Annotated in this window: 20 protein-coding genes and 2 pseudogenes; 5 read left to right on the top strand and 17 right to left on the bottom strand. The window is 45.7% G+C overall.

Annotation, left to right across the window (positions count from 1 at the left end; genetic code table 11):
* Positions 1 to 76: 76 nt before the first annotated feature.
* The 11 genes from D7Y06_RS01465 to tig all read right to left on the bottom strand — a co-directional run bounded on the left by D7Y06_RS01465 (position 77) and on the right by tig (position 13,885).
* The gene (locus D7Y06_RS01465) at positions 77 to 4,534 is read right to left on the bottom strand and encodes a PolC-type DNA polymerase III (protein WP_120406064.1); all 4,458 of its coding nucleotides are present in this window, start codon (positions 4,532 to 4,534) and stop codon (positions 77 to 79) included.
* A gap of 2 nt (positions 4,535 to 4,536) precedes the next feature.
* Entirely contained in the window at positions 4,537 to 5,592 is a 1,056-nt protein-coding gene (gene ispG, locus D7Y06_RS01460; protein ID WP_120406063.1) for a flavodoxin-dependent (E)-4-hydroxy-3-methylbut-2-enyl-diphosphate synthase, read from the bottom strand.
* A gap of 12 nt (positions 5,593 to 5,604) precedes the next feature.
* Entirely contained in the window at positions 5,605 to 6,639 is a 1,035-nt protein-coding gene (gene rseP, locus D7Y06_RS01455; protein ID WP_120406062.1) for an RIP metalloprotease RseP, read from the bottom strand.
* 1 nt (position 6,640) lies between these two features.
* Positions 6,641 to 7,783: a 1-deoxy-D-xylulose-5-phosphate reductoisomerase gene (locus D7Y06_RS01450; protein ID WP_120406061.1), complete on the bottom strand. Its 1,143-nt coding sequence runs from the start codon at positions 7,781 to 7,783 to the stop codon at positions 6,641 to 6,643.
* Positions 7,784 to 7,826: 43 nt separating this feature from the next.
* Positions 7,827 to 8,627: a phosphatidate cytidylyltransferase gene (locus D7Y06_RS01445; RefSeq protein ID WP_120406060.1), complete on the bottom strand. Its 801-nt coding sequence runs from the start codon at positions 8,625 to 8,627 to the stop codon at positions 7,827 to 7,829.
* Entirely contained in the window at positions 8,620 to 9,342 is a 723-nt protein-coding gene (locus D7Y06_RS01440; protein WP_199714599.1) for an isoprenyl transferase, read from the bottom strand. The genes D7Y06_RS01445 and D7Y06_RS01440 overlap by 8 nt, the downstream gene beginning before the upstream one ends.
* Positions 9,343 to 9,410: 68 nt before the next feature.
* Entirely contained in the window at positions 9,411 to 9,962 is a 552-nt protein-coding gene (gene frr / locus D7Y06_RS01435; protein WP_120406058.1) for a ribosome recycling factor, read from the bottom strand.
* Positions 9,963 to 9,991: 29 nt separating this feature from the next.
* Positions 9,992 to 10,687, bottom strand: coding sequence for a UMP kinase (gene pyrH, locus D7Y06_RS01430; RefSeq protein ID WP_120406057.1), 696 nt, complete (start codon positions 10,685 to 10,687; stop codon positions 9,992 to 9,994).
* Between the two features lie 3 nt (positions 10,688 to 10,690).
* Positions 10,691 to 11,626 carry a polymer-forming cytoskeletal protein gene (locus D7Y06_RS01425; protein WP_120406056.1) on the bottom strand — a complete coding sequence of 312 codons (936 nt, stop codon included), beginning with the start codon at positions 11,624 to 11,626 and terminating at the stop codon, positions 10,691 to 10,693.
* Between the two features lie 25 nt (positions 11,627 to 11,651).
* On the bottom strand, positions 11,652 to 12,641 hold the full coding sequence (locus tag D7Y06_RS01420; RefSeq protein ID WP_120406055.1) for a polysaccharide deacetylase family protein: 990 nt from the start codon (positions 12,639 to 12,641) through the stop codon (positions 11,652 to 11,654).
* Positions 12,642 to 12,727: 86 nt separating this feature from the next.
* Positions 12,728 to 13,885 (bottom strand): trigger factor, encoded by a 1,158-nt coding sequence (gene tig / locus D7Y06_RS01415; protein WP_120406054.1) that lies wholly within the window; start codon positions 13,883 to 13,885, stop codon positions 12,728 to 12,730.
* 186 nt (positions 13,886 to 14,071) lie between these two features.
* Between tig and D7Y06_RS01410 the strand changes: the two genes are divergently transcribed.
* From D7Y06_RS01410 to D7Y06_RS28165, 3 genes and pseudogenes are all read left to right on the top strand, one after another.
* A complete protein-coding gene (locus D7Y06_RS01410; RefSeq protein WP_120406053.1) occupies positions 14,072 to 14,293 on the top strand; it encodes a spore coat associated protein CotJA in 222 nt (73 codons plus the stop codon).
* The gene (locus D7Y06_RS01405; protein ID WP_199714597.1) at positions 14,287 to 14,553 is read left to right on the top strand and encodes a spore coat protein CotJB; all 267 of its coding nucleotides are present in this window, start codon (positions 14,287 to 14,289) and stop codon (positions 14,551 to 14,553) included. The genes D7Y06_RS01410 and D7Y06_RS01405 overlap by 7 nt, the downstream gene beginning before the upstream one ends.
* Positions 14,553 to 14,648: pseudogene (locus D7Y06_RS28165) on the top strand (manganese catalase family protein); the annotation flags it as partial. The gene D7Y06_RS01405 and the pseudogene D7Y06_RS28165, both read left to right, overlap by 1 nt.
* 60 nt (positions 14,649 to 14,708) lie before the next feature.
* Here the strand turns inward: D7Y06_RS28165 and D7Y06_RS01395 are convergent.
* Both D7Y06_RS01395 and D7Y06_RS25800 read right to left on the bottom strand, forming a co-directional pair.
* Positions 14,709 to 17,261, bottom strand: coding sequence for a hybrid sensor histidine kinase/response regulator (locus tag D7Y06_RS01395; RefSeq protein WP_120406051.1), 2,553 nt, complete (start codon positions 17,259 to 17,261; stop codon positions 14,709 to 14,711).
* A gap of 245 nt (positions 17,262 to 17,506) precedes the next feature.
* Entirely contained in the window at positions 17,507 to 17,677 is a 171-nt protein-coding gene (locus D7Y06_RS25800; RefSeq protein WP_158591188.1) for a hypothetical protein, read from the bottom strand.
* Between the two features lie 59 nt (positions 17,678 to 17,736).
* Between D7Y06_RS25800 and D7Y06_RS01390 the strand changes: the two genes are divergently transcribed.
* Both D7Y06_RS01390 and D7Y06_RS28160 read left to right on the top strand, forming a co-directional pair.
* A complete protein-coding gene (locus tag D7Y06_RS01390; RefSeq protein ID WP_120406050.1) occupies positions 17,737 to 19,194 on the top strand; it encodes a recombinase family protein in 1,458 nt (485 codons plus the stop codon).
* 30 nt (positions 19,195 to 19,224) lie between these two features.
* Positions 19,225 to 19,356: pseudogene (locus tag D7Y06_RS28160) on the top strand (manganese catalase family protein); the annotation flags it as partial.
* Here D7Y06_RS28160 and D7Y06_RS25795 read toward each other — a convergent pair.
* The 4 genes from D7Y06_RS25795 to D7Y06_RS01360 form a co-directional block, all read right to left on the bottom strand.
* Entirely contained in the window at positions 19,324 to 21,003 is a 1,680-nt protein-coding gene (locus tag D7Y06_RS25795; RefSeq protein ID WP_158591187.1) for a recombinase family protein, read from the bottom strand. The pseudogene D7Y06_RS28160 and the gene D7Y06_RS25795 overlap by 33 nt on opposite strands.
* Before the next feature lie 141 nt (positions 21,004 to 21,144).
* On the bottom strand, positions 21,145 to 21,330 hold the full coding sequence (locus D7Y06_RS01375) for a hypothetical protein (RefSeq protein ID WP_022741251.1): 186 nt from the start codon (positions 21,328 to 21,330) through the stop codon (positions 21,145 to 21,147).
* 61 nt (positions 21,331 to 21,391) lie between these two features.
* Positions 21,392 to 21,841: a type II toxin-antitoxin system PemK/MazF family toxin gene (locus D7Y06_RS01370; RefSeq protein ID WP_120406048.1), complete on the bottom strand. Its 450-nt coding sequence runs from the start codon at positions 21,839 to 21,841 to the stop codon at positions 21,392 to 21,394.
* Positions 21,842 to 22,428: 587 nt separating this feature from the next.
* The coding region (locus D7Y06_RS01360; protein WP_147415561.1) for an RNA polymerase sigma factor at positions 22,429 to 22,733 on the bottom strand (305 nt) is incomplete at its 5' end.

The raw sequence follows: 22,733 nt of genomic DNA, 5'->3' as shown, positions 1-22,733 counted from the left end.
TATTCAGCAGCAAATTTCCTTATGTGTCCGTGTTCACATAAAAAACTCCCTGCCTCCAAAGAGACAGGGGATTTTTTTATCCTGCGAAATCAAAAAGGGAGAGCTGGTTGGATTCCGGCAGATCCGCCAGTATCCCTAAATCGCTCATAAGGTCAATGACGGTTTTGCTCACCTTAGTCCGCTGGCGGAAATCATCTTTTGACAGGAATTTTCCCCCCTTGCAGGCCTCTTCCACCGCCTCCGCAGCCTTCTCCCCCAGCCCTTCTATGGAGGATAGGGCCGGCATTAATTTCCCGTCTATAATCTGGAATTGGGAGGCTTTTGCCCGGTAGATATCCATGGGCCAGAACTCAAAGCCCCTGGCGTACATTTCCTGGGCAATGCGCATATCCCGGTAGGTATCCTGCTCTTTTTTGCTCAAGGTATCCTTCCGCTTCTCGTAATCTTTCATGAAATATAAAAGCCGCTCCTGGCCCTGGCACATAAGCTCGTAATTAAAGCCGGTGGCACGGATACTGAAATAGGCGGCATAGTAGGCCAGGGGATAAAACACCTTGCAGTAGGCAATGCGCCAGGCCATCATAACATATGCCGCGGCATGGGCCTTGGGGAACATATACTTGATTTTCCTGCAGGACCAGATATACCAGTCCGGCACCCCGTGGGCTTCCATCTCTTTTACCCACTCCTCTTTTAAGCCCTTCCCTTTCCGCACAGATTCCATAATGGTAAAGGACAATTCGCTGTCAAGGCCCATCTGTATGAGATAAATCATAATATCGTCACGGGTACAGATGGCGGTGGAAATGGTGGCCTTTCCCTCCTCAATTAAGGTCTGGGCATTTCCCAGCCACACATCCGTTCCGTGGGACAGCCCGGAAATACGAATTAAGTCCGAAAACTCCTGGGGCTTGGCATCGATAACCATCTGCATAGCAAAATCCGTCCCAAATTCCGGAATCCCAAGGCATCCCAGCTTACACCCGTTAATCTCCTCCGGCGTCACTCCCAAAGCCTCCGTATTTTTAAACAGAGACATCACCGAAGGGTCGTCCAGGGGAATTTCCACCGGGTCAATCCCTGTTAAGTCCTGGAGCATACGAATCATGGTGGGATCGTCGTGTCCCAGTATGTCCAGTTTTAACAGGTTATGGTCAATGGAGTGGTAATCAAAATGGGTGGTAACTGTGGTGCTTGCCATATCGTTTGCCGGGTGCTGCACCGGGGTAAAAGAATCAATCTCCTCCCCCACCGGGAGAACCACAATCCCCCCGGGGTGCTGCCCTGTAGTGCGCCGCACCCCCACGCATCCCTGGACAATGCGGTTCACCTCACAGTTTCTCTTGTGGATGCCCCGCTCCTCATAATATTTTTTTATGTAGCCGAAAGCCGTTTTATCCGCCAAAGTACCGATAGTCCCTGCCCGGAAAGTCTGTCCGTAGCCGAAAATCACCTCTGTGTAGGCGTGGGCCTTGCTCTGGTATTCCCCGGAAAAATTAAGGTCAATATCCGGCTCCTTGTTCCCTTTGAATCCCAAAAAAGTCTCAAAAGGAATGTCAAACCCCTCCTTGCTTAAGGATTTCCCGCATTTGGGACAAAACTTATCCGGCATATCGCAGCCGCTTCTGCCGCTGAATACTTTCACTTCCTCAGAGTCAAAATCGCTGTAGTGGCAGTTTTTGCAGAGATAGTGGGCGGGAAGGGGATTGACCTCTGTAATTCCCGACATGGTGGCGGCAAGGGAGGAACCCACGGAACCGCGGGAACCCACCAGATACCCGTCCTCATTGGACTTCCACACCAGTTTCTGGGCAATGATATACATCACCGCATAGCCGTTTCCGATAATGGAATTTAACTCCCTCTCCAGCCGCTCCTTCACAATCGGGGGCAAAACTTCCCCGTACATCTCATGGGCCTTCCTGTGGCAGATATCCCTTAAGGTCTGGTCGGAATTTTCAATGACGGGAGGACACTTATCCGGCCGCACCGGGGCGATTTTTTCACACATATCCGCAATTTTATTGGGATTTGTAATTACAATCTCCTCCGCTTTCTCACTTCCCAGATATTCAAATTCCTTTAGCATCTCCTCCGTGGTGCGGAAATATAAAGGTGCCTGGTTGTCCGCATCTTTAAAGCCTTTCCCCGCCATAATAATCCGGCGGTACACCTCATCCTCCGGATTTAAAAAGTGCACGTCGCAGGTTCCCACCACAAGCTTATGAAACTGCTCCCCCAGCTCTACGATTTTCCGGTTAAATTCCTTAATATCTTCTATGCTCTCCGCCGGCTCTTTTTCACTTTCAATCATAAACTGGTTGTTCCCCAAGGGCTGGATTTCCAGATAATCGTAAAACTCCACAAGCCTGGCAATTTCCTCCCTGGGCCTGCCGTTTACCACCGCCCGATACAGCTCTCCCGCCTCACAGGCGCTGCCGATTACAAGTCCTTCCCGGTGTTTTACAAACTCACTCTTTGGGATTCTGGGACGTTTGTTATAGTATGTCAAATGGGACAGGGAAATCAGACGGTAGAGGTTAATTCTACCCACATCGTTTGTGGCAAGGATAATGGCATGGTTTGTGGGCATTTTCCCAATGGCTTTTGCATCCGCATTTCCCTTTCCCTGAAGCGCATTTAAATCCTCAATCCCCCTCTCCTTTAACATCTTTATAAACTTAACAAATATTTCAGCGGTACATCCGGCATCGTCCACCGCCCTGTGGTGGTTTTCAAGGGAAACCCCAAGGGCCTTTGCCACCGTATCCAGCTTAAATCTGTTTAACCCCGGTAAGAGCATCCTGGCAAGAGCCACCGTATCCAGTATGGTAAAATCTTTTTGAATCCCAAGCTCCCTGCAGTTATGCTTGATAAAACTCATGTCAAAATCCGCATTGTGGGCCACCATCACAGCGTCCCCGCAAAATTCCATAAACCGTGGAAGCACAACTTCCACAGGCTCCTCATGGATTACCATATCGTCGTTAATTCCTGTGAGATTTTCAATTTCAAAAGGAATAGGCACGCCGGGATTTACAAAGGCGGAAAAACGTTCCGTCAAAAGGCCTTTCTCCACTTTTACCGCCCCAATTTCAATGATTTTATTTACATTGGGGCTAAATCCTGTAGTCTCCAAGTCAAAGACCACATAGGTGTCAGCAAGACCCTGTCCCTTTTCGTTTTCCACCATGGATTTTAAATCGTCCACAAGATAAGCTTCCACCCCGTAAATTATCTTAAAATCTTCCTCCGGGGAAACTGCGTGGAAGGCATCGGGAAATGCCTGTACATCCCCGTGATCCGTAATAGCCAGGGCTTTATGCCCCCAGGATTTGGCGCATTTAATAATATCCTTCACATCAGAAACCCCGTCCATGTCGCTCATTTTTGTATGGCAGTGGAGTTCCACCCGCTTTACAGGGCTTAAATCCCTCCGCCCGCTTCTAAAATCCCCGATTTTTTTTATGCCGAAAATGGAGCCAAGGGTCAGCTCCCCGTCAAATTTGTCAATGGTGGTAACTCCTTTGATTTTTAGGAAAGCCCCCTTTTTTACCCCATCCAAAAGTTCAGGAAGCCTGTCGTTTGCTGTAAAAATCTTTAGGACAATGGTATCGGTAAAATCTGTGACGGAGAGAATCACAATGGTTTTATCATTCCGTATCTCCCTCTTATCCAGCTCAATCACCTGGCCCCGGATAGTTACCTCCCCCATCTCCCCCATAATATTTTCAATGGGGATGACCTCATCCTCAAAATCCCTGCCGTAAACCACGTCCGGGTTATCCGATTTTTTCATCTGGTAAGAATGACCCTTTCCCTTAAACTCTTTCTTCCCGAAACTCTTCCCTGAATCCTTTTGGTTTTCCGGCTGTTTTTCTCTTGGGGCCTTTTTTTGATTCTCTCCCAAATCTTTCGGCTCTTCCCCGGCTAAGTCCTGGGCCTTTTTGTGTTCCATGGCCCGCTCCAAAACATGTTTCACTTCCTGGTGAATCACAAAATCCGCATTTTTGATACGATTGCTCTTTTTCGCCTCAGCAAAATCCAAGTCGATTTTAAAATCCAGGCCGCAGCGCTCGCACACAATTTTTTCCAGAATCCGTATCAGTTCCTCAGATTTCTCCCTGGCGATAATGGTGTCCTCCAGGGTAAGCTCCATGCGGTTTTCCTCCGGAAATTCGGACTTTGCGCTGTGATACACATTGTAAAGCAGAAGGCTGTACTCCTTTATCTCTTCCTCTATGCTTCCCTTATAAATATCCATAAGCTTTCTGGCGGTGTACTGCTCCGAAAGACGGAATTTTTCTATAATTTTAATTTCCATATGCTGGCTGGGAAACAACTGTTTCTTTATCTGTTTTTCCAGTGCAAAAATATTGCTTTTATGTATCAGCCGCGGGCCGGAAAGATAAATGCGAATCCATGTTTTAGAAGGATTCGCACTTACCTTGGTAATCTCCATCTCCGACAGTAAATTTTTCATTTCCTCATTTACAGTAAGAGTTGGGAACACATCAAAAAAGAATTTTGCCATTTCTATTCACCCCAATGCAGTAATTCTTCCCGAAGGGCGGGCAAAAGCTCCTCCTCCGGCAGTTTTTTGTAAATTTCCCCGTGTTTTATCAAAAGCCCTTCCCCAATGCCTCCGGCAATGCCGATATCTGCTTCCTTTGCCTCCCCGGGACCGTTTACCACACATCCCATCACTGCCACCTTAAGGTCTAAGGGAATGTCTGCCACCATATTTTCCACGGCGTTGGCAAGTGCAATGAGATTGATTTTCGTTCTGCCGCAGGTGGGGCAGGATACTACTTCTATGCCCCCTTTGCGAAGCCCTAAGGTGTGCAGTATCAGCTTGGCGGACTTGATTTCTTCCAAGGGATCCCCCGTAAGGGATACCCGGATGGTGTCCCCGATACCCTGATTTAAAATAAGGGAAAGGCCCACAGCGGATTTAATGTTTCCGCTGATAATGGTGCCCGCCTCCGTAATGCCCACATGGAGGGGATATGTGGTTTTCTCCGCTATCATTTCATGGGCCCGGACACACATCATCACATCTGAGGATTTGATGCTTATCACCAGATTGTCATATCCCATATCCTCAATCATTTTCACTTTGCCAAGGGCGGACTCCACCAGGCCTTCCGGGGTAACGCCGTGATATTTTTCCACCAGATCTTTTTCCAATGAGCCGCTGTTTACCCCAACCCTGATAGGGATATTTCTGTCTTTCGCCTCTTTTACCACCGCCAAAAGACGCTCTTTTGCCCCGATATTTCCGGGATTGATGCGGATTTTATCTGCCCCGTGCTCCATAGCTGCGATGGCAAGGCGGTAATCAAAATGGATATCTGCTACCAGGGGAATCTTTATGTGCTTCTTTATCTCCGTAAGAGCCTTCGCCGCCTCCATATCAGGCACTGCACAGCGGATAATATCGCAGCCTGCCCCTTCAAGTTTTTGAATCTGTTCCACAGTGGCAGATACGTCTTCTGTTTTCGTATTGGTCATAGACTGGATTAAAACCGGGTTTCCCCCGCCAATCACTTTATTTCCGATTTTTATTTCCTTTGTAGCTTCTCTGGCCATAATTTCCCCCTTTTACCGAATCAGGTTTCGGATATCGTTAAACATTACAAATACCATCAGGCCCATCAAAAGCACAATTCCCACAAAATGAACCATGCCCTCTTTTTCCGGGTCCACCTTTTTTCCCCGGACAGCTTCAATGATGAGAAATACCAGGCGTCCGCCGTCTAAGGCAGGAAGGGGCAGAAGATTCATCACCCCTAAGTTTGCGCTTAAGAGTATGGCAAAGTTTAACATATTTAAAAAGACATAGAAATACCCGTCCGTAAGACTTTCATCATAGGTGTCCCCAATGGTTTTTACAATTCCCACAGGCCCTGACATCTGGTTTACTCCCACCTGGCCTGTCACTAACATTTTAAGGCTTTGCAGGGTAGTCCAAATCCAGTATTTCATTTCGTACACGCCATGGAGCACCGTCTGTCCCAGGCTGCCTTTTTCCCTGGCGTAAGTCCCGGTTAAACCCATTAAATATCTGCCGGACTCTTCGTCAAATTTAGGTGTAATCACCGTCTTAAATTTTTCCCCGTCCCGCTCATAGGTGACATCCAGCGCTTCCCCCTCATGGAACATGGTGTACATGCTTACCTCCCGGTAAAAATGGATGGAGGTGTGATTGATTTTTGTAATCATATCCCCTGCCTTAAGCCCTGCTTCCTGGGCGGGATACCCTTCCATCACATCAAGAACTTCCGGCCTGTCATATCCTGCAAAGGCCAATAAGATCACTGCAAACACAAAGGCCATAATAAAATTGAACACAGGCCCTGCCGCAACCACGCTGATTCTGGCCCAAACAGATTTTGCCCCAAAGGACCTGACATCCTGGCTGTCGGAATCCTCCCCCTCCATCATACATGCTCCCCCAAAGGGCAGCAGTTTGATGGAATATTTCGTCTCCCCTTTTGTAATTCCCACCAGCGTGGGCCCCATGCCAAGGCAGAACTCATTGACACGGATTCCAGCCCTCTTGGCAAACAGGAAATGTCCCAGCTCATGAAACAAAATAATAATACTGAACAATATAATTGCAATTACAAATTTCAAATTACCACCTGCTCTCTATAAATTCATACGTGGCAGATTCCGTCTCAAGAATCTGTTCCACATCTGGCTCTTTCACAAACCCAATGCTCTCCATGGACTCTCCGATAATCTCCGTAATGGCAGGATAGGAAATCTTTCGATCCAAAAACATGGCAACCGCCCGCTCATTTGCCGCGTTAAACACCGTGGGGATATTGCCTCCCCGCCTCATGGCATCATAAGCTAAGGACAGGCCGGAGAAAGTTTCCATATCCGGCGCCTCAAAGGTGAGGCTTCCCAGGGCAAAAAGGTCTAATTTTTCCCCGCTTAAGGGCCGCCTTAAGGGATAATACAGGGCATACTGGATGGGCAGGCGCATATCCCTTGTACCAAGCTGGGCGATAACGCTTCCGTCCTCATATTCCACTGCGGAATGAATCACGCTCTGGGGATGCACTACCACCTGTATCTGGTCAAGCGCCACCCCGAAAAGCCACTTTGCCTCCATCACCTCAAGGCCCTTATTCACCAGAGTGGAGGAATCGATGGTTATCTTTTTCCCCATCTCCCAGTTGGGGTGCTTTAAGGCATCCTCCACCTGTATGTTTTGTAAATCTTTTCTCTTTTTTCCCCGGAAGGGGCCGCCGGAAGCCGTCAGCAGTATTTTTTTAATGGGATTGCCCTTCTGCCCCTGCAGGCACTGAAAAATAGCGCTGTGCTCACTGTCCACCGGAAGTATGGGCACCCGGTACTCTTTTGCCAGGGGCATAATCACATGTCCCGCCGTAACCAAAGTCTCTTTGTTTGCCAGGGCGATGGCTTTTTTGGCCTTTATGGCCTCTATGGCGGGCCTTATACCCACCATGCCCACAATGGCAGTGACTAAAATTTCAGCATTTTTCTCTGTGGCCACTGCAATCAGCCCATCCATGCCCCAAAGTACCTTTATATCCAAATCTCTGATATTTTCTCTTAAATCCTTGGCCTTTTTTTCTTCCCAGACACTTACCAGCCCAGGACGAAATTCCCGGATTTGCTTTTCCAAAAGGGAAATATTCCCCCCTGCCGCAAGGGCCGTCACCTGAATATCCCCCTGTTCCCTTACAATCTCCAAGGTCTGGGTGCCTATGGAGCCTGTGGAGCCTAATATCGCTATTTTCTTCATGTTATCCTCTCTTACACCGGTGTGCCCGGAATGAACATTATGGTTACACAAAATAAACTGCCAGATAGTAAATGATAGGCGCAGTAAATATCACACTGTCAAAGCGGTCTAATATTCCTCCGTGCCCCGGAATCAAATTGCCGTAATCCTTTATCTCATAATTCCGCTTTATGGCGGAGGCCGTCAAATCCCCCACCATGGAAATCAAAGCTCCCACACCGGAAATAGCAGACAAAATTACCGCCTCATTTAAAGTTACATCCATGGCACTGCGGAAAATCCACACATAGAGAAAAGTCAGAAGAACGCTTCCAACGACTCCTCCAACAGCTCCCTCCACAGACTTTTTGGGGCTTAATTTAGGCGACATCTTATGTTTTCCAAATAGTACTCCCACACAGTAGGCGCAGGTATCACATCCCCAGGAGCACAGGAATACAAGCCATACAATGTAGGCTCCCCGCTCCAGCATACGAATCTGATACACATAGGAAAGCATCACCGCCACGTAAAATACGCCGAAAAATACAGCCAAGACCTGCTCCGTTTTATATTTGGGGTAAGTAAATACATAGCAGAACATGAGAAGAATTAAAAATCCCATAGCAAAAACCATGGCATCCCCTGAAAAATGAAACAGAAGATTCCCATAAAACACCAGGGCCATTCCATATCCCACTGCTCCCGCCATACTTTTTTCCATATGAAAAATCCGGTAAAGTTCAAACAGCCCAATCAGTGATATCGCCACTGTAACAGCCCATAAAAAATTTCCTCCTGCAATAAGGAAAAACAGCGCCAGGGCAATTAACACAATTCCGCTTAGTAATCTTGTCTTAAACATTGCTTCCCTCTTCTTTCAATCCGCCATATCTCCTGTCTCTGGAACTATATGCCTCCACAGCCTGCCTTAATTCCTTTTCGTGGAAATCTGGCCAGGGCGTATCGGTAAAATAAAATTCGCTGTAAGCAAGCTGCCATAAAAGATAATTTGACAGCCGCATCTCCCCGCTGGTGCGGATAAGCAAATCCGGGTCGGGAATGTCTGCGGTATCCAGATAGGAGGCAAATTTTTCCTCGCTGATATCCTCCACTCCAAATTTTCCCGCAATGACATCCTCCGTCATCTTTTTCATACCCCGGACCATCTCGTCCCTGCTCCCATAATTAATGGCAATAGTAAGACATAAACCGTCATATTCCCTGGAATTTTCCTCCAGGGCCTTAATATTGTTTCGGAACTTCTCATCCAAACGGGACAAATCCCCAATCACCCGCACCCGCATATTGTTCTTCTTTGCAATTTTCTGACAGTTATTTAAGTAGGATTTCAAAAGGTTCATAATGGCTTCCACCTCACTGTCAGGACGACTCCAGTTTTCCGTGGAAAAGGCGTAAAAAGTAAGGTAGCGGATGCCTAAGTCATAAGCTGCCCGGCATACCCCTTCCACGTTTTTTGCCCCCATGGTATGGCCGTAATTTCTGGGCATCCCCTTGCTCTTTGCCCAGCGGCCGTTGCCGTCCAGTATAATTGCTACATGATTTGGTATTTTTAACATTGCCATACTCCTTTAGTTGTGCAGAAAAAGGGACACACATATGAAGTGTACCCCTTCTAGCCGGATTCTTATACAGTGAGAATTTCTTTTGATTTCGCCTCTACTGCTTTATCCACCTGCGCAATATACTTATCTGTCATCTTCTGCGCTTTCTCTTCTAACTCCTTAATCTCATCCTCGGAAATATCCCCTTTGGCCAGCTTCTTAAAAGAGTCATTGGCATCCCGGCGGATATTTCGGATAGCAACTTTTGCATTCTCACCCTTTTTCTTGATATCCTTGGCAAGTTCCTTCCTTCGCTCCTCTGTGAGTTCCGGAAATGCAAGGCGGATAACTTTTCCGTCATTGGTGGGATTGATGCCCAGGTCTGATGTGAGGATTGCCCTCTCGATTTCTTTAACCATAGATGCCTCCCAGGGCTGAATCTGTATCATTCTGGGTTCCGGCACATTTACGTTGGCTACGGACTGAATCGGCGTAGGCGTGCCGTAATAATCCACCTTAATCTTGTCTAAAACATGGGGGTTTGCCCTCCCTGCACGGATGCTTGCAAATTCCTCCTCCATATTCCGAAAGGATTTCTGCATTTTCGTATCGAATGGCTCTAATCTTGCGTCCATAATTTCCCCTCCTAATAATGTAGCGCTTCCTAAACCGTAACCACGGTTCCGTTAAATTTACCGGAAATCGCTTTTACCACACTGTTTTCTTCATTCAGCGCAAATACATACATGGGCAGTTTATTCTCCATGCAAAGAATCGACGCTGTCATATCCACCACTGCCAGCTTTTTATCAATCACTTCCTGAATCGTTAAGCTGTCATAGCGCACTGCAGCAGGATTTATCTTGGGGTCGCTGTCATATACCCCGTCAATGGCTTTTGCCAAAAGAAGGGCGTCCGCTTCAATTTCAACAGCCCGAAGCACAGCAGCCGTATCCGTAGAAAAATATGGATGGCCGGTTCCTCCGGCAAAGAATACCACCATATTGTGGTGAAAATACTTATTTGCCCGATCTTTGGAAAAAGGCTTTGTCATAGTTCCGCAGGTAAAAGGCGACAGTATCTGTGTCTTCATTCCCACAGAGCGGAAAATTTCAGACACATAGATACTATTCATTACAGTTGCCAGCATTCCAATCTGGTCCGCCTTGGTGCGGTCAATAGTCTCACTGGTACGTCCTCTCCAGAAATTGCCTCCGCCGATTACAATGCCCACCTGCACGCCCTGGTCCACAATCTGTTTTACCTGATTTGCAACCTTAACCACAGTGGGTTCGTCGAACCCCATTTTCTTCTCCCCTGCTAACGCCTCTCCGCTTAGCTTTAATAAAACCCTCTTCATAAATTAAGCGCCTTTCTTGTCGTCAAAAAGCCCCTGCACATCAATATCTGCATAGCACTGAGAACAGAAACCTTCTATTACTGCACCGTTGTTAATCTGGACGGAACGGGATTTAATATTTCCCATAACAACTGCAGAAGTGTCAACCACAACTGGTCCCTGTACGTCAATATCCCCTTTAATGGCACCTGCAATCACTGCGGAAGCCGCCGTGATATTTCCGATAACAACAGAGCCAATACCGATTTTTACAGTTCCTGTGCTGTTTACTTCACCTTCCACTTTTGCCGCATCCGCAAAAAATTCGGAGGAATTGCTGTTTCCTTCCAAAACACCTGTAATGGTGAGCTTTCCGTTACATGTTACATTTCCGCCGATTCTTCCTCTTACGTCCACAGAACCGTTTGCATTGATATCACCTCTGATATTGGTTCCCTCTGTAATTACTGTTGTTTCATCTGAAATTGCATTGGGGTCTACCCCTGGTACCTGCTGTTCCTCAGTTGCTAATGTCATTGTCTCTTCGTTCATTGGTTTTTTCTCCTCCATTACTTTGGTTTCTTCCACAATTTTCTCCTCTTTAACTTCCGCTTTTGGTGCCTCAGTAACAGCCTTTTTCACCTCCGGCTTTGGTTCCGGGACAGGCTCTGCCTTTGGCGCCGGTTCCGGCTGGCTTACTTCTTTTTTCATAAACTCTTTCTCAAGCTCAGCCACTTGCTGCTGTTTCACCACGGCCTGGGACACCGGCTTATCCGCCACGTGCTCCAGCAGGCCGTTTAATTTGGAAAGTTCAGACTCAGTATCCATCTCGTCGTCTAAAGTATTGACAACCATATCGTCCCCTTCCAGGCCATCTTCTTTTGGCTCATTATCTTCTCCCGGCATCAGTTCATTCACCGCCTGGGAAAAATCATCTTTAAATTCCTTAAAAAAGCCCATTTCCATTCCTCCATTTTTTCATAGTTTACTGCTCTCCCACACTGGATGCCGCAATGTGCTGGACAACAGTTGTATTCTCATCTATAGGTAAAATCTCAGCTCCCATGCCCTGCAGCGACTCTATCATCGGTGCCAGTGCTTCTACGGTAGTGTGCTTTGTCTCCGCATCATGCATAAGAACGACGGATGTTTTATATTTTACCACATCATCCATTACATTAGAAACCAATTCTTTAGGCGTATAAGCCTGTGATGTAGCATCTCCACTGGAAACATTCCAGTCAAAATATGTAATTCCCTGGCTGTTTAAATAACGGATAAATTTTGTCATCTCCGTATTGCTCACATGGTTGCTGCTTCCTCCCGGGAATCTGTAAAAAAGACATTCCTGTCCCGTAACCTCAAAAAGATAATTCTGTATACGGGAAAAATCACTCTCAAAAGTGTCCTCCGTCTCATACAAAACACTGTATTTATGGGAGTAGGAGTGCATGCCTAAAGTATGCCCTTCCTCCACAATTCTCTTATATAAAGCCCTTGACTTTTCATCCTCTTTCCCGATAACAAAAAATGTGGCCTTCAAATTGTACTGTTTTAAAATATCCAAAATCTGTTCCGTGTTGCTGCTGGGCCCGTCATCAAAAGTAAGATACACCTTATGGGTATCCCCCTCCTTTGCCAGGTTTTCCTGCTGATTCACGGCCGGAGGAATTGCATAGGTCTCCTCCCACATCTGGCTCTCCGTACTGTTTTCCAAATCAAAATAAGCGCTCTCATCCACATTGCTTGGATTTTTCTTGGACTCCTCCTCTAACTGCCCGCTGACGGTAAAATTATCTAAAAGATAATCTAATTTTTCCTCCAGTGAATTTACCCGAAGTGTCAGCGTTATGCACAAATATGCCGAAGCTACCAGCCAAATACCAAATATCCCTATTATGCCATTCCTAATCCTGCTGATTCTCTGACGTCTCTTACGATCTCGCTTCAGCCCCTTTGTAGAATTATCTTCCATAAACGACCTCCCCGGCCTGACTGATTCTCGCTTAATGCAAAATTAAGCTAACCCATTATAGCATACTTTTTGCAATTTTAAAAGAATTATTCTTCATCTTCTTCCAAAATCCATTCCGTGCTTTCCGTTCCCTCTATGAAAAACTCATCGCTTCCATAGTACTCTTCCTGGGAAACCTCCTCTAACTCCGAGGATTCATAGAGGAAATCCAACACTTTCTCCCTGACCAAAATCAGCTCTAATTCTGTCCTGCTGTAATCCTCTTCAAATTCTTCCAAAGTTTCATAACCATACTCTGCGCTAAGATTTTCAGCCTCCTTTTCAAAATCTTTCTCTGAAATCTCCAGTTTTTCCTTTTTCGCAATAGCCTGAATCACCATGGTCTCATTCACTGCATCTAAAACTGCCTCCTCCAGGTTCTCCGCCCCGTAATAATCCTGTATCACTTCATCGATTTCCAGGCCGAACATCTGGGCGGTGCCCTCACAAATTTCTCTGGTATCCTGATAAGTATAATCGTAAAGCGCCTGGGGATATCCTTCTATCTTTGCATTTTCCACTGCCTGGGCCAAAGCGCTGCTTCCCGCCTCATCCTCAGAAGCCTGCTGGGCCTCCACAATCAATTCTTCCCTGATTGCCTCCTCGTATTCCTCAATACTGCTGTACTCCGTGTTTTTTGCCACAAATTCATCTGTGTACTCCGGCTGTATCACCTGGCTGACAGATTGTAATGTAACTTTAAAATCCGCCGTTTTCCCTTTCAGTTCATCAAAATAATCCTCCGGAAAGGTCATTTGGAAAGATACGTCTTCCCCTTTTTTTAAGCCTATGACATTTTTTTCAAAATCATCAAAAAACTCTCCCTGGCCCAGAATAAATTCGTAACCGGAAGCGCTTCCCCCTTCAAACTCTTTTCCATCTATCGTTCCCGTAAAATCAATTTTTACATAGTCACCGCTTTTTGCCGCATCCTCCGTTTCACGGTACTCTGTGGCTTCATCCATCAAATCATAAATATACATCTGCATATCTTCATCGGAGACATAGGGAAGGGGATACTGTACCTTAAGCTTCTTATAGTCCCCGAGCTTTACATAGTCCGCCGGGTCATAATTTAGCGCCTCGCTAAAATCAGCCTCCGTACTGCTTATTGCCTCCTCCGTGGCACTGCTGTCTTTTCCGCAGCCTGTCAACAGAGAAGCACAGCACACAAATGCCGCCAGGTTTAAATAACATTTTTTCATATAATTCCTCACTATTTTTGATTATTTTCCATTTTTTCACACATTGCAGATTTTGTCAAAAACACTCCACCATGGATAATAACACATATGCAAATTGAAAATCAATAGCTTATTTACATTTTTCATTAGTCACCCTGCACAAAAATATGCATATTTTATTACTATAATAAAAAAAGGAGACGAAAAATGAATCGTTGTATGCAGCCAAGGAATGGCGCCATGCCATGTCCCGGCCCTATGCCGTATATGCAGCCGCAGAATTGCCCCGGTCAAGTTTTGGCAATGGCATATGTGCCCATGCAGAGTTTCCAGGCGCTCTATGAACCCTGCGAAGCTTTGAAAAACGGAACAATATTTTCCGAGTTAAACAAACCCTTCTTAGGATGGAAAGGGGGATGCAGATGTTAAATCAGAATATGAACCAGGAAAAGATGCTCCAGTGGATTAACGAAGTCAGCTTTGCCGTGACAGATGTCTTACTTTATCTGGATACCCATCCCGATGATGTGGACGCCATGAATTATTTTAACCACTATAATATGGAGCGGGAAAAAGCCCTTAATCTTTATGCCTCCCAGTACACTCCCCTTGTTTTAAGCAACACGGAAGCCTGTAACCATTGGAATTGGGTTACTGACCCATGGCCTTGGGAAGGAGGGTGCAAATAATGTGGAATTACGAAAAAAGATTGGAATATCCCATTAACATAAAAGAGACAAATCCGAAAATTGCCAAATTTATTATGAGCCAGTATGGGGGGCCGTATTGCACCAGCCTATTTTTTGAAAAAAATAAACCCCGGAAAAAATCCAGGGTTTATTCCTTATATCTGGCCTGTAAAATGTTTTTCTAAAAGTCTTGCAATTTCTTTTACATCGATAGGTTTTGCCACATGGGCATCCATGCCGCAGTCCAGACAGCGCTTCACATCCTCGGAGAAAGCGTCTGCCGTCATGGCAATAATGGGGAGATTGGAATCTTCCCGCTCCATGGAACGAATCTCTGTGGTAGCCTCATACCCATTCATCACTGGCATTCGGATATCCATAAGGATTCCGTCATAAAATCCCAAGGGGGATTCTCTAAACTTATCCACGCAGATTTTACCATTTTCCGCCCATTCCAGTTCAAGTCCCAGCTCCTGCAAAAGCTCAGAGGCAACTTCCCAGTTCAGCTCATTATCCTCCGCCAGCAGAATCTTTTTCCCCTGAAGATGGAGGCTCATGATGTCCTCCTCCTCTTCTGTCTCCGTCTCGAAATGTTCTGTATAAGGTTTCAGCCCGTAGTACAGCGTTGACTTAAACAGCGGTTTGGATATAAATCCTGTAATTCCTGCACTTCTGGCATCATGCTCGATTTCACTCCAGTCATAGGCGGAAATCAACAAAATGGGAACATTATCCCCCAGCTGCTTGCGGAGTTCTTTTGCCGTATCGATTCCGTCCATTCCCGGAAGTTTCCAGTCCAAAAGAATAAACTGGTAATCCTCATTTTTTTGATGACGCTCATGAACCATTCTCACTGCGCTTTCCCCGTCCATAGTCCACTCCGCAGATATGCCGATGGACTCCAGGGACTGTATCACGCTCTCACATAACTGTCTGTTGTCATCCACCACCAGCATATCGCAGTTGGGGAGAAGCATATCCTTTTCCTTTTCTTTTGCTATTTCAAAATCCAGGGTAATATTAAATTCGGTCCCCTCACCCTGTTTGCTCTTTACCTCTATGGAGCCGCCCATGGCATCCACAATATATTTGGTAATGGCCATTCCAAGCCCTGTCCCCTCTGTTTTGTGGACGCGTTTCCTGTCCTCCCGGGTAAAGGATTCAAATATCTCTGCCTGAAACTCCTCCGACATGCCGATTCCGTTATCCTTAACCTGGAGATTGATACGGATATAGTCGCTTCCCTTGGGAGACGGCTCCTCATACATGGCCACATGGATAAATCCCTCTTCCGGCGTAAATTTCACCGCATTGGAAATCAAATTTAAAATAACCTGGTTTAAGCGCACACCGTCACAGCAGACGTCCTCAGCAGAGATATCATGTATAAACACGTTAAAATGCTGTTTTTTTGACTTTATCTGGGGCTGCACAATGCTCACAATACTGTCCATAACTTCCCGCAGGGATACCAGTTCCACATTCAGGGTCATCTTGCCGCTCTCGATTTTAGACATATCCAAAACATCGTTAATCAAACCCAAAAGATGTCTGCTGGACAGCGTGATTTTTTTCAGACAATTATGTACCTGCTGGGGATTGTCTATATTTGCAACGGCGATAGCCGTCATACCCACAATGGCGTTCATAGGCGTTCGGATATCATGGCTCATATTGGAAAGGAATTCACTCTTTGATCTGCTGGCATGTTCCGCAAGCCTTTTAGACTCCTCAAGCGCCTCCATCTGTTCCTTACTCATCTGGAAATACCGGAAAAAGATAAGCAGGAGGGCCAGCAGGATAATCCCGCAGCTTCCCAGTGCCATATAACTCCACTGACGGCTTAAATTGTCCACCGCCTCATTTAACATTCCATAGGGCATCACTGTGATAAGATACCACTCGCATCTTGGAAGGCTGCTGCAAAACAACTGGGTTCTCTCACCATTTACTTCAAATTCCGCAGAATAATTTTCCCGTTTTGCAATAGCATTCTTAAATTCTTCCGTGTAATCCTGGGCATTCTTTCCGTCCGCAGTTTTAAAAACAGACTCCATCTGCTCAAAATAATTGTCATGGTACTCATCAAACTGCCGGATAACAAAGCTTCCATCCTTGCGGATTAAAAAAGAACTGATTAAACTGTCCTCCTCGTCAAGCGAAAGGGTATCCAAAATATAATCTACGGAAATTTCTGCCAAAAGGGCGATGCAGCGCTTGCCTCCTGCTAATTGAAACTTCCCCGGCACTCCCAAAAGCACCACCCGGTTTCCATTCTCATCCGTTCCCACAGAAACCCTGTTTTCCCCTTTCTTCATGGAATCCAGAAAAGTATCGGGATTGATTGGTTCCACTCCCCCCCCGTAAATCATATCAAAGGTACCGTCATCAAAGTAGAAAGCCAGAGAATCAAAGTCTCTCACCTTAGCCCCGTATGCCAAATCCTGGCGCAGGTCCTCATCCTCCAAATATCCTGAAGGGATACTCATCTCCAGGGCTGATATCTGGGAAAGGCGCAGGTCAATGGTTGTCTCAAAGTGCTTTGCAATTCTCTCGTTCATTCCCGCCATATAGGTCTTTCCCACCTCATCTATGGTGTTGGAACTAAGCTTATTCATATAATTGGCCAGAAAAGCAAAAATTGAGATACAGAGAATAACCACCAAAATCAGACTTACCGTTAAAAAACGGTTTATCTTACTCTTCATTCCCCCTCACCCCGCTTTCCGGTAAAATCTGACAGCCCCAAATGTACAGGCTTAAACATGCAAACTCTCATATGCCATCTCCTTTATGTATAGTATCGTGCAGAGTGCACGGAAATTTCCAATAATTATAAATTATACATGAAACTCCAAATAAATCAATATTTAAGATAGCTTTTATTTGGAAATTCTTGTAAAAAATATATTTTTTTTGTCAAAAGCTACGGGAAAGACACGCTGCCGAAACTTCAGAAATCTATGATGGTTCCCCCCACTCCTTTTTCTATTAACTGCCTCCCCAGCCTGCCCCAAATTTCCTGGCTCTCCATATCCTTCTGCCCCTCCATATTTTCTGGCTCCCCGCCGGACACAGACACAAAATAGCTAAAAGTCATTTTTTTTTCCTTCTTCCTCTCCACAAAGGCCTCCGCGTATGTTTTCCTCAATCTCTTCATATATATTACAGGGAGTTGATAACATGACAAATAAAACAGTAAAAACCGGCGCCGCCTATATCCGGGTATCCACAGACAGACAGGAAGAGCTTTCCCCGGACGCCCAGAAACGCCTCATCCTGGAATATGCAGAAAAAAACCATATTCTGATTCCCCCGGAAAATATCTATTTTGAAAAGGGCATATCCGGCAGGTCCGTATCAAAACGTCCTGCCTTCCAGACCATGATCGCCCGGGCAAAATCAAAAGACCACCCCTTTGATGTTATCCTGGTATGGAAATTCAGCCGTTTTGCCAGAAACCAGGAGGAATCCATCGTCTACAAATCCATGCTCCAAAAAGACCATGTGGAAGTGGTAAGCATCTCGGAACCTGTCATAGAAGGGCCTTTTGGCTCCCTGATTGAGCGAATCATCGAGTGGATGGACGAATACTACTCCATCCGCCTCTCCGGGGAAGTCCTGCGGGGCATGTCGGAAAAAGCCCTGCGGGGCGGCTACCAGTCTGTCCCCCCCTACGGCTACACTTTTACAGGAAGTTTCCCCCCGGAGATAAACCCTGCCCAGGCTGCCGTTGTCCAATGCATTTACAGAGACTATTTATCGGGGAAAACCTGCACAGACATTGCCCGGAAATGTAACGCCCTGGGACTTTGCACTGCAAAGGGAAATCCTTTCCAGCCCAGAACCATAAAATATATTCTGGAAAACCCTTTCTACTGCGGAAAAATACGTTGGAATTATACAAAGCATGGGGGAGAACGCAAAAATCCCCAAGAATGGATTATCTCAGAGGGAAGACATAAACCCCTTATTTCAGAATCGGACTGGGCAAAAGCCCAGTCACTGTTACAGAAAAAGAATATTCCCGGCGGGCCAAGGGATATCACTTCCTGCAGGCACTGGCTCTCTGGTATTCTAAAATGCTCTTCCTGCGGCGCCTCTCTGGGATATAATTCAAAGGGGGGATATTTTCAGTGCTGGAAATATGGGAAAGCCATGTGCAGCATTTCCCATTCTGTCAGTGTAAATATTATAGAATCAAATGTAATTGCAGGCTTAAAGGCATCTGTATTTTCCCCTGATTTAAAATACAAAATAGATACAAAAACCAGACTGGATTTTCAACAGGATGACCTTTTACTGCTCCGGCAACAATATCAGAAACTTTCCACAAAAGAACAGAGGATTCAGAAAGCCTATGAAAAAGGCATTGACACTTTAGATGAATACGCTGAAAAGAAAGCCAGAATAGCAGAGGAAAAACAAGCTTTGGAAAAAAACATCCGCACTCTCACTTTTTGTCAGAACCCCTGTGATTATCAACTGGAAAAAATTTATAATTTGCACTCCGCCGCAGAACTACTCTCCCGCCCAGATATCGACTATGAAAAAAAAGGCTCTGTTCTCCGCAGTGTGGTGAAAAAGATTGTCTATGACAAAAAACGGGAGCACCTGGATTTTTTCTTTTTTCTGGATTAAAAGAAATAACCGGAATACAATACGTTTCTGCAATCGGGAGGGCCGGATGGAGAAATCGCTGCCTCCATGCGCTATCTCTCCCAGAGATATTCCATGCCTTACCGGGAAGTTGCAGGTCTGCTTACAGATTTAGGTAGAGAAGCCCCTGAAATGTTCCATCTCAGGGGCTTGCGCTTTTTTTAGCGGTCTACCCTGCGGACAGTTCACGCTTTTTGCAACCGTGTAGCTCCATTTGAGGGGGAGCAGGTTCAAATACACGTCAATATGGTCTTTATCATTCACAACCATTTTATCTAAAATTTCTTTGTAAAAATCATCTTCATATTCCACACCGTTTATAAGCTCATTCATCGCTTCTGTAATTTCAGCGACAAGCTCTTGCTGTTTTTCAATCATCTCCCTCTGTTTGTCTATGCTGTCTATCACGGATTGCAGTTCAGCAATCTCATTCTCACATTTTGCCCTTGCTGCTGAAAATTCATCTCTGGTAATATCGCCAGATGTATAAAGGTCAATGAGATTTGTGCGTTTTTGTTCAATGGCTTTTATCTGTGATTTTAGTTTCTCACTATCTGTACCTGCGGTATCCATTGCGATAATAGACTTGATAATAGCAAGCAAATTGTTAGTGATTTTCTCCTTATTATACTTTAAGCTGCTCGTGACAAGGTACATGATGTGGATTGCATCTTCGTTGCGTATACTAAGTCCACTGCATCCAACTTGATTCCCTGCTTTGTCCACATGAGGGCTTCCATGTCTTGCAGCTTCAAGACACCGCCACGCCTTATAGCGGCTCCCATTTTTTCGGGTTTTATATCTCGCCACATAACTTGAACCGCAGCATCCGCATTTGATTTTCCCAGAAAATGGATAACGGTTGCTGTGTTTCGCTTTGCCCTCCTGTGAAAGCGACTTTTCATCCAAAATGCGGTTTGCCTTATCGAAAAGCTCACGGGAGATAATCGGCTCATGATGGTCTTTGATAATTACAAATTCCTCTTGCCCTCGGTTATACTTCTTTTCATGGGATAAAAAGTCTGGCGTATAGGTTTTCTTCTGCACCAAATCACCGCAGTATTTTTCATTGCGGATAACACGGAGAATAACTGTATTCTGCCATTCCTTTACCCGCATGGGCTTAATGCCCTCCTCCCGAAGCTCACGGGCAATCACATGAGTTCCTTTCCCCTCATTTACAAACTTATGGAAGATAAGACGGACAACTTTTGCCCCATCCTCGTTAATATACATTTTGCCATCTTTCACATCGTAGCCAAGCATACTCCGCCCAAACACAACTCCCTGCTCCATCTGGCGTTTCTGCCCCCATTTCACACGCTCGGAAGTCTTACGGCTTTCCTCCTGTGCAATCGAGGACATAATGGCAAGGCGAAGCTCGGCATCGCCGTCTAAAGTGTTGATGTTATCATTCATAAAGATAACACCCACGCCGTGCTTTTTGAGGTCACGGGTATAGAATATACTATCAAGGGTATTCCTCGCAAAACGGGAGATTTCTTTTGTTACAATCAAATCAAAATCACCGTTCTTTGCACACGCAATCATGCGGTTAAATTCTTTCCGTTTTTTTGTATTCGTACCAGAGATGCCTTCATCTGCGAACACTTCATAAAGCTCCCAATCGGGATTACGTTCTATATATTGTCTGAAATAACGCTGCTGGCTTTCAAATGAATTTGCCTGGTCTTCGTTGTCCGTAGACACACGGCAGTATGCGGCAACCTTTCTCTTTGTGTGCTGTATCTTCCTTTCTTGATTTAGGGTTTCGTATTTATCTATTGACATAAGAATATCTCCTTTCCCGACAATCCCTTGCCGTATTTTCAGTATAGTTAATTGAAAATGGTATGTCGAATGTGCAAATTTGTAATTCTCACACTTGACTATGTAAAAACGTCAAGCGGTTATGCCTGACGTTGCTTTTTTCTAATTTAGACGATATTGTTTTTCAAGCTCAAGCAAACAGCGTTCCCGCTGTGATGCGGTCAACAGATTCCGTTTTTCTAATGATAAAAGGATTGACCTTTGAAAATTCATAAGAAATGCTGCGTGTTCCTGCTCATTTAATTCTGGAACAGGCTCGCCAACATACCTAAATTCTCTATGCTCCAACAGGCAACACCTCCCTCATTCTCAATGTATGAGCGAATGATTGTACCATATAACGAGGGAGCTAATCCTTTTTTTGAACGCTGTCATCATGCAGCGGACAACATTCATGAGCAGGTAAAGAAGCCGAGAGCCTGCCCTGCTTCATCGGGCAATGCGAATATCCGTTTAATCCAATACTGATTGCCAATGCTTTGTCCATTGCAGGAAGAAAACGCTTGTCAAGAGTTCCCATATACTCCCGCAAACGTCGCTTATCAATCGTCCGTATCTGTTCAAGCAGGATGATAGAGTCCCTGTCAAGCCCCTCAACATCCTTTACTTCGGTATGTGTCGGCAATTTTGCCTTTGTCTGCGCCTTGCCCGTGATAGCGGCAATAATGACCGTCGGGCTATGCCTGTTGCCCATATTATTGGAAATGATAAGTACGGGTCGTGTGCCGCCCTGCTCCGAACCGACAACGGGATTAAGCTCTGCGTAGTAGATGTCGCCACGCCTGATTGTTCTTTCCATATTCTTTATAACCTCCATCAGTATTTAGGCAGGAAACCCTGCCTATGTAACAGCCAGACACACGGAAGTATTTAAGGTCGGGAGAGTATAAAACAAACTCTGTTTCCATTGACCACCTTGTATCTGGCTTTATGATAGAAAGCATTTTCTATTTGTCCCCGACACCCCGAAAATGCTGATGCGTGATAACGCAAGGGAAGTCACCAAACGGTCAGCAGCGAACTGACGCCACGGGAATTGCACCCCAACTGTCGGTCTGACAGAGCCGCCCCCATTGCCTGCGGCGGACTGGTTACCGCTCGGACTGTGGCTGGACGGGAGTATCATTGTCCTCTTTGTGTGTCTTGGCGAAATCGGGAGCTGCCCGATATTTTGAGTCGGTAATTTATCCGCTCACTGCTTTTCGGCAGGTCATGGCGTACCGCTGCACACGCTTATGCTTATTACAGCCACAAAGAGAATGTATTTGGTGAATGGGTATTCGGTTGTCAAAGAGCCGTCCCGTTTTTGCCATAAAGGAAAACAGGTGAAAGAGCTTTTAAGCCCCTTCACCTGTTTGCTCACTCAACTGCCACAACACAAGGCAATTATTTCATAAATTTTTTTATCGCCTTTAATGCCGCTTTTATGGAACACTGGACAGCTTGATATTTGCAGCCCTCCAACTTCGCAATCTGCTCATAGGTCAGCTCCCCGAAAAAGTACAGCTTCAGCCTGCGTCGCTGTACTTCGGGAAGTTCGGAAACCGCCCTATGTAGCTGCTCATATTCGATACTCTCCGAAACAATATCCTCAATCCGTTCTGCCTTATAAAAAGCTCGGTCATTCAGCGTTTCATCGGTCAGCTCGGAGTGTTCAATGTGCCTGCTCACCCTGTTCAGATGGGATATGT

Source organism: Roseburia sp. 1XD42-69 (assembly GCF_003612565.1).
Taxonomy (GTDB): Bacteria; Bacillota; Clostridia; order Lachnospirales; family Lachnospiraceae; genus Roseburia_B.
Note: the sequence above shows the minus strand (reverse complement) of the source record. Positions and strands in the feature narration are given on the sequence as shown.

Excerpts from the sequence above, each read along its gene's own strand:
- D7Y06_RS01465 (WP_120406064.1), bottom strand. The coding sequence starts at position 4,534 with ATGGCAAAATTCTTTTTTGATGTGTTCCCAACTCTTACTGTAAATGAG.
- ispG (WP_120406063.1), bottom strand. The coding sequence starts at position 5,592 with ATGGCCAGAGAAGCTACAAAGGAAATAAAAATCGGAAATAAAGTGATT.
- D7Y06_RS01450 (WP_120406061.1), bottom strand. The coding sequence starts at position 7,783 with ATGAAGAAAATAGCGATATTAGGCTCCACAGGCTCCATAGGCACCCAG.
- D7Y06_RS01445 (WP_120406060.1), bottom strand. The coding sequence starts at position 8,627 with ATGTTTAAGACAAGATTACTAAGCGGAATTGTGTTAATTGCCCTGGCG.
- D7Y06_RS01440 (WP_199714599.1), bottom strand. The coding sequence starts at position 9,342 with ATGTTAAAAATACCAAATCATGTAGCAATTATACTGGACGGCAACGGC.
- frr (WP_120406058.1), bottom strand. The coding sequence starts at position 9,962 with ATGGACGCAAGATTAGAGCCATTCGATACGAAAATGCAGAAATCCTTT.
- pyrH (WP_120406057.1), bottom strand. The coding sequence starts at position 10,687 with ATGAAGAGGGTTTTATTAAAGCTAAGCGGAGAGGCGTTAGCAGGGGAG.
- D7Y06_RS01425 (WP_120406056.1), bottom strand. The coding sequence starts at position 11,626 with ATGGGCTTTTTTAAGGAATTTAAAGATGATTTTTCCCAGGCGGTGAAT.
- D7Y06_RS01420 (WP_120406055.1), bottom strand. The coding sequence starts at position 12,641 with ATGGAAGATAATTCTACAAAGGGGCTGAAGCGAGATCGTAAGAGACGT.
- tig (WP_120406054.1), bottom strand. The coding sequence starts at position 13,885 with ATGAAAAAATGTTATTTAAACCTGGCGGCATTTGTGTGCTGTGCTTCT.
- D7Y06_RS01410 (WP_120406053.1), top strand. The coding sequence starts at position 14,072 with ATGAATCGTTGTATGCAGCCAAGGAATGGCGCCATGCCATGTCCCGGC.
- D7Y06_RS01405 (WP_199714597.1), top strand. The coding sequence starts at position 14,287 with ATGTTAAATCAGAATATGAACCAGGAAAAGATGCTCCAGTGGATTAAC.
- D7Y06_RS01395 (WP_120406051.1), bottom strand. The coding sequence starts at position 17,261 with ATGAAGAGTAAGATAAACCGTTTTTTAACGGTAAGTCTGATTTTGGTG.
- D7Y06_RS01390 (WP_120406050.1), top strand. The coding sequence starts at position 17,737 with ATGACAAATAAAACAGTAAAAACCGGCGCCGCCTATATCCGGGTATCC.
- D7Y06_RS25795 (WP_158591187.1), bottom strand. The coding sequence starts at position 21,003 with ATGTCAATAGATAAATACGAAACCCTAAATCAAGAAAGGAAGATACAG.
- D7Y06_RS01370 (WP_120406048.1), bottom strand. The coding sequence starts at position 21,841 with ATGGAAAGAACAATCAGGCGTGGCGACATCTACTACGCAGAGCTTAAT.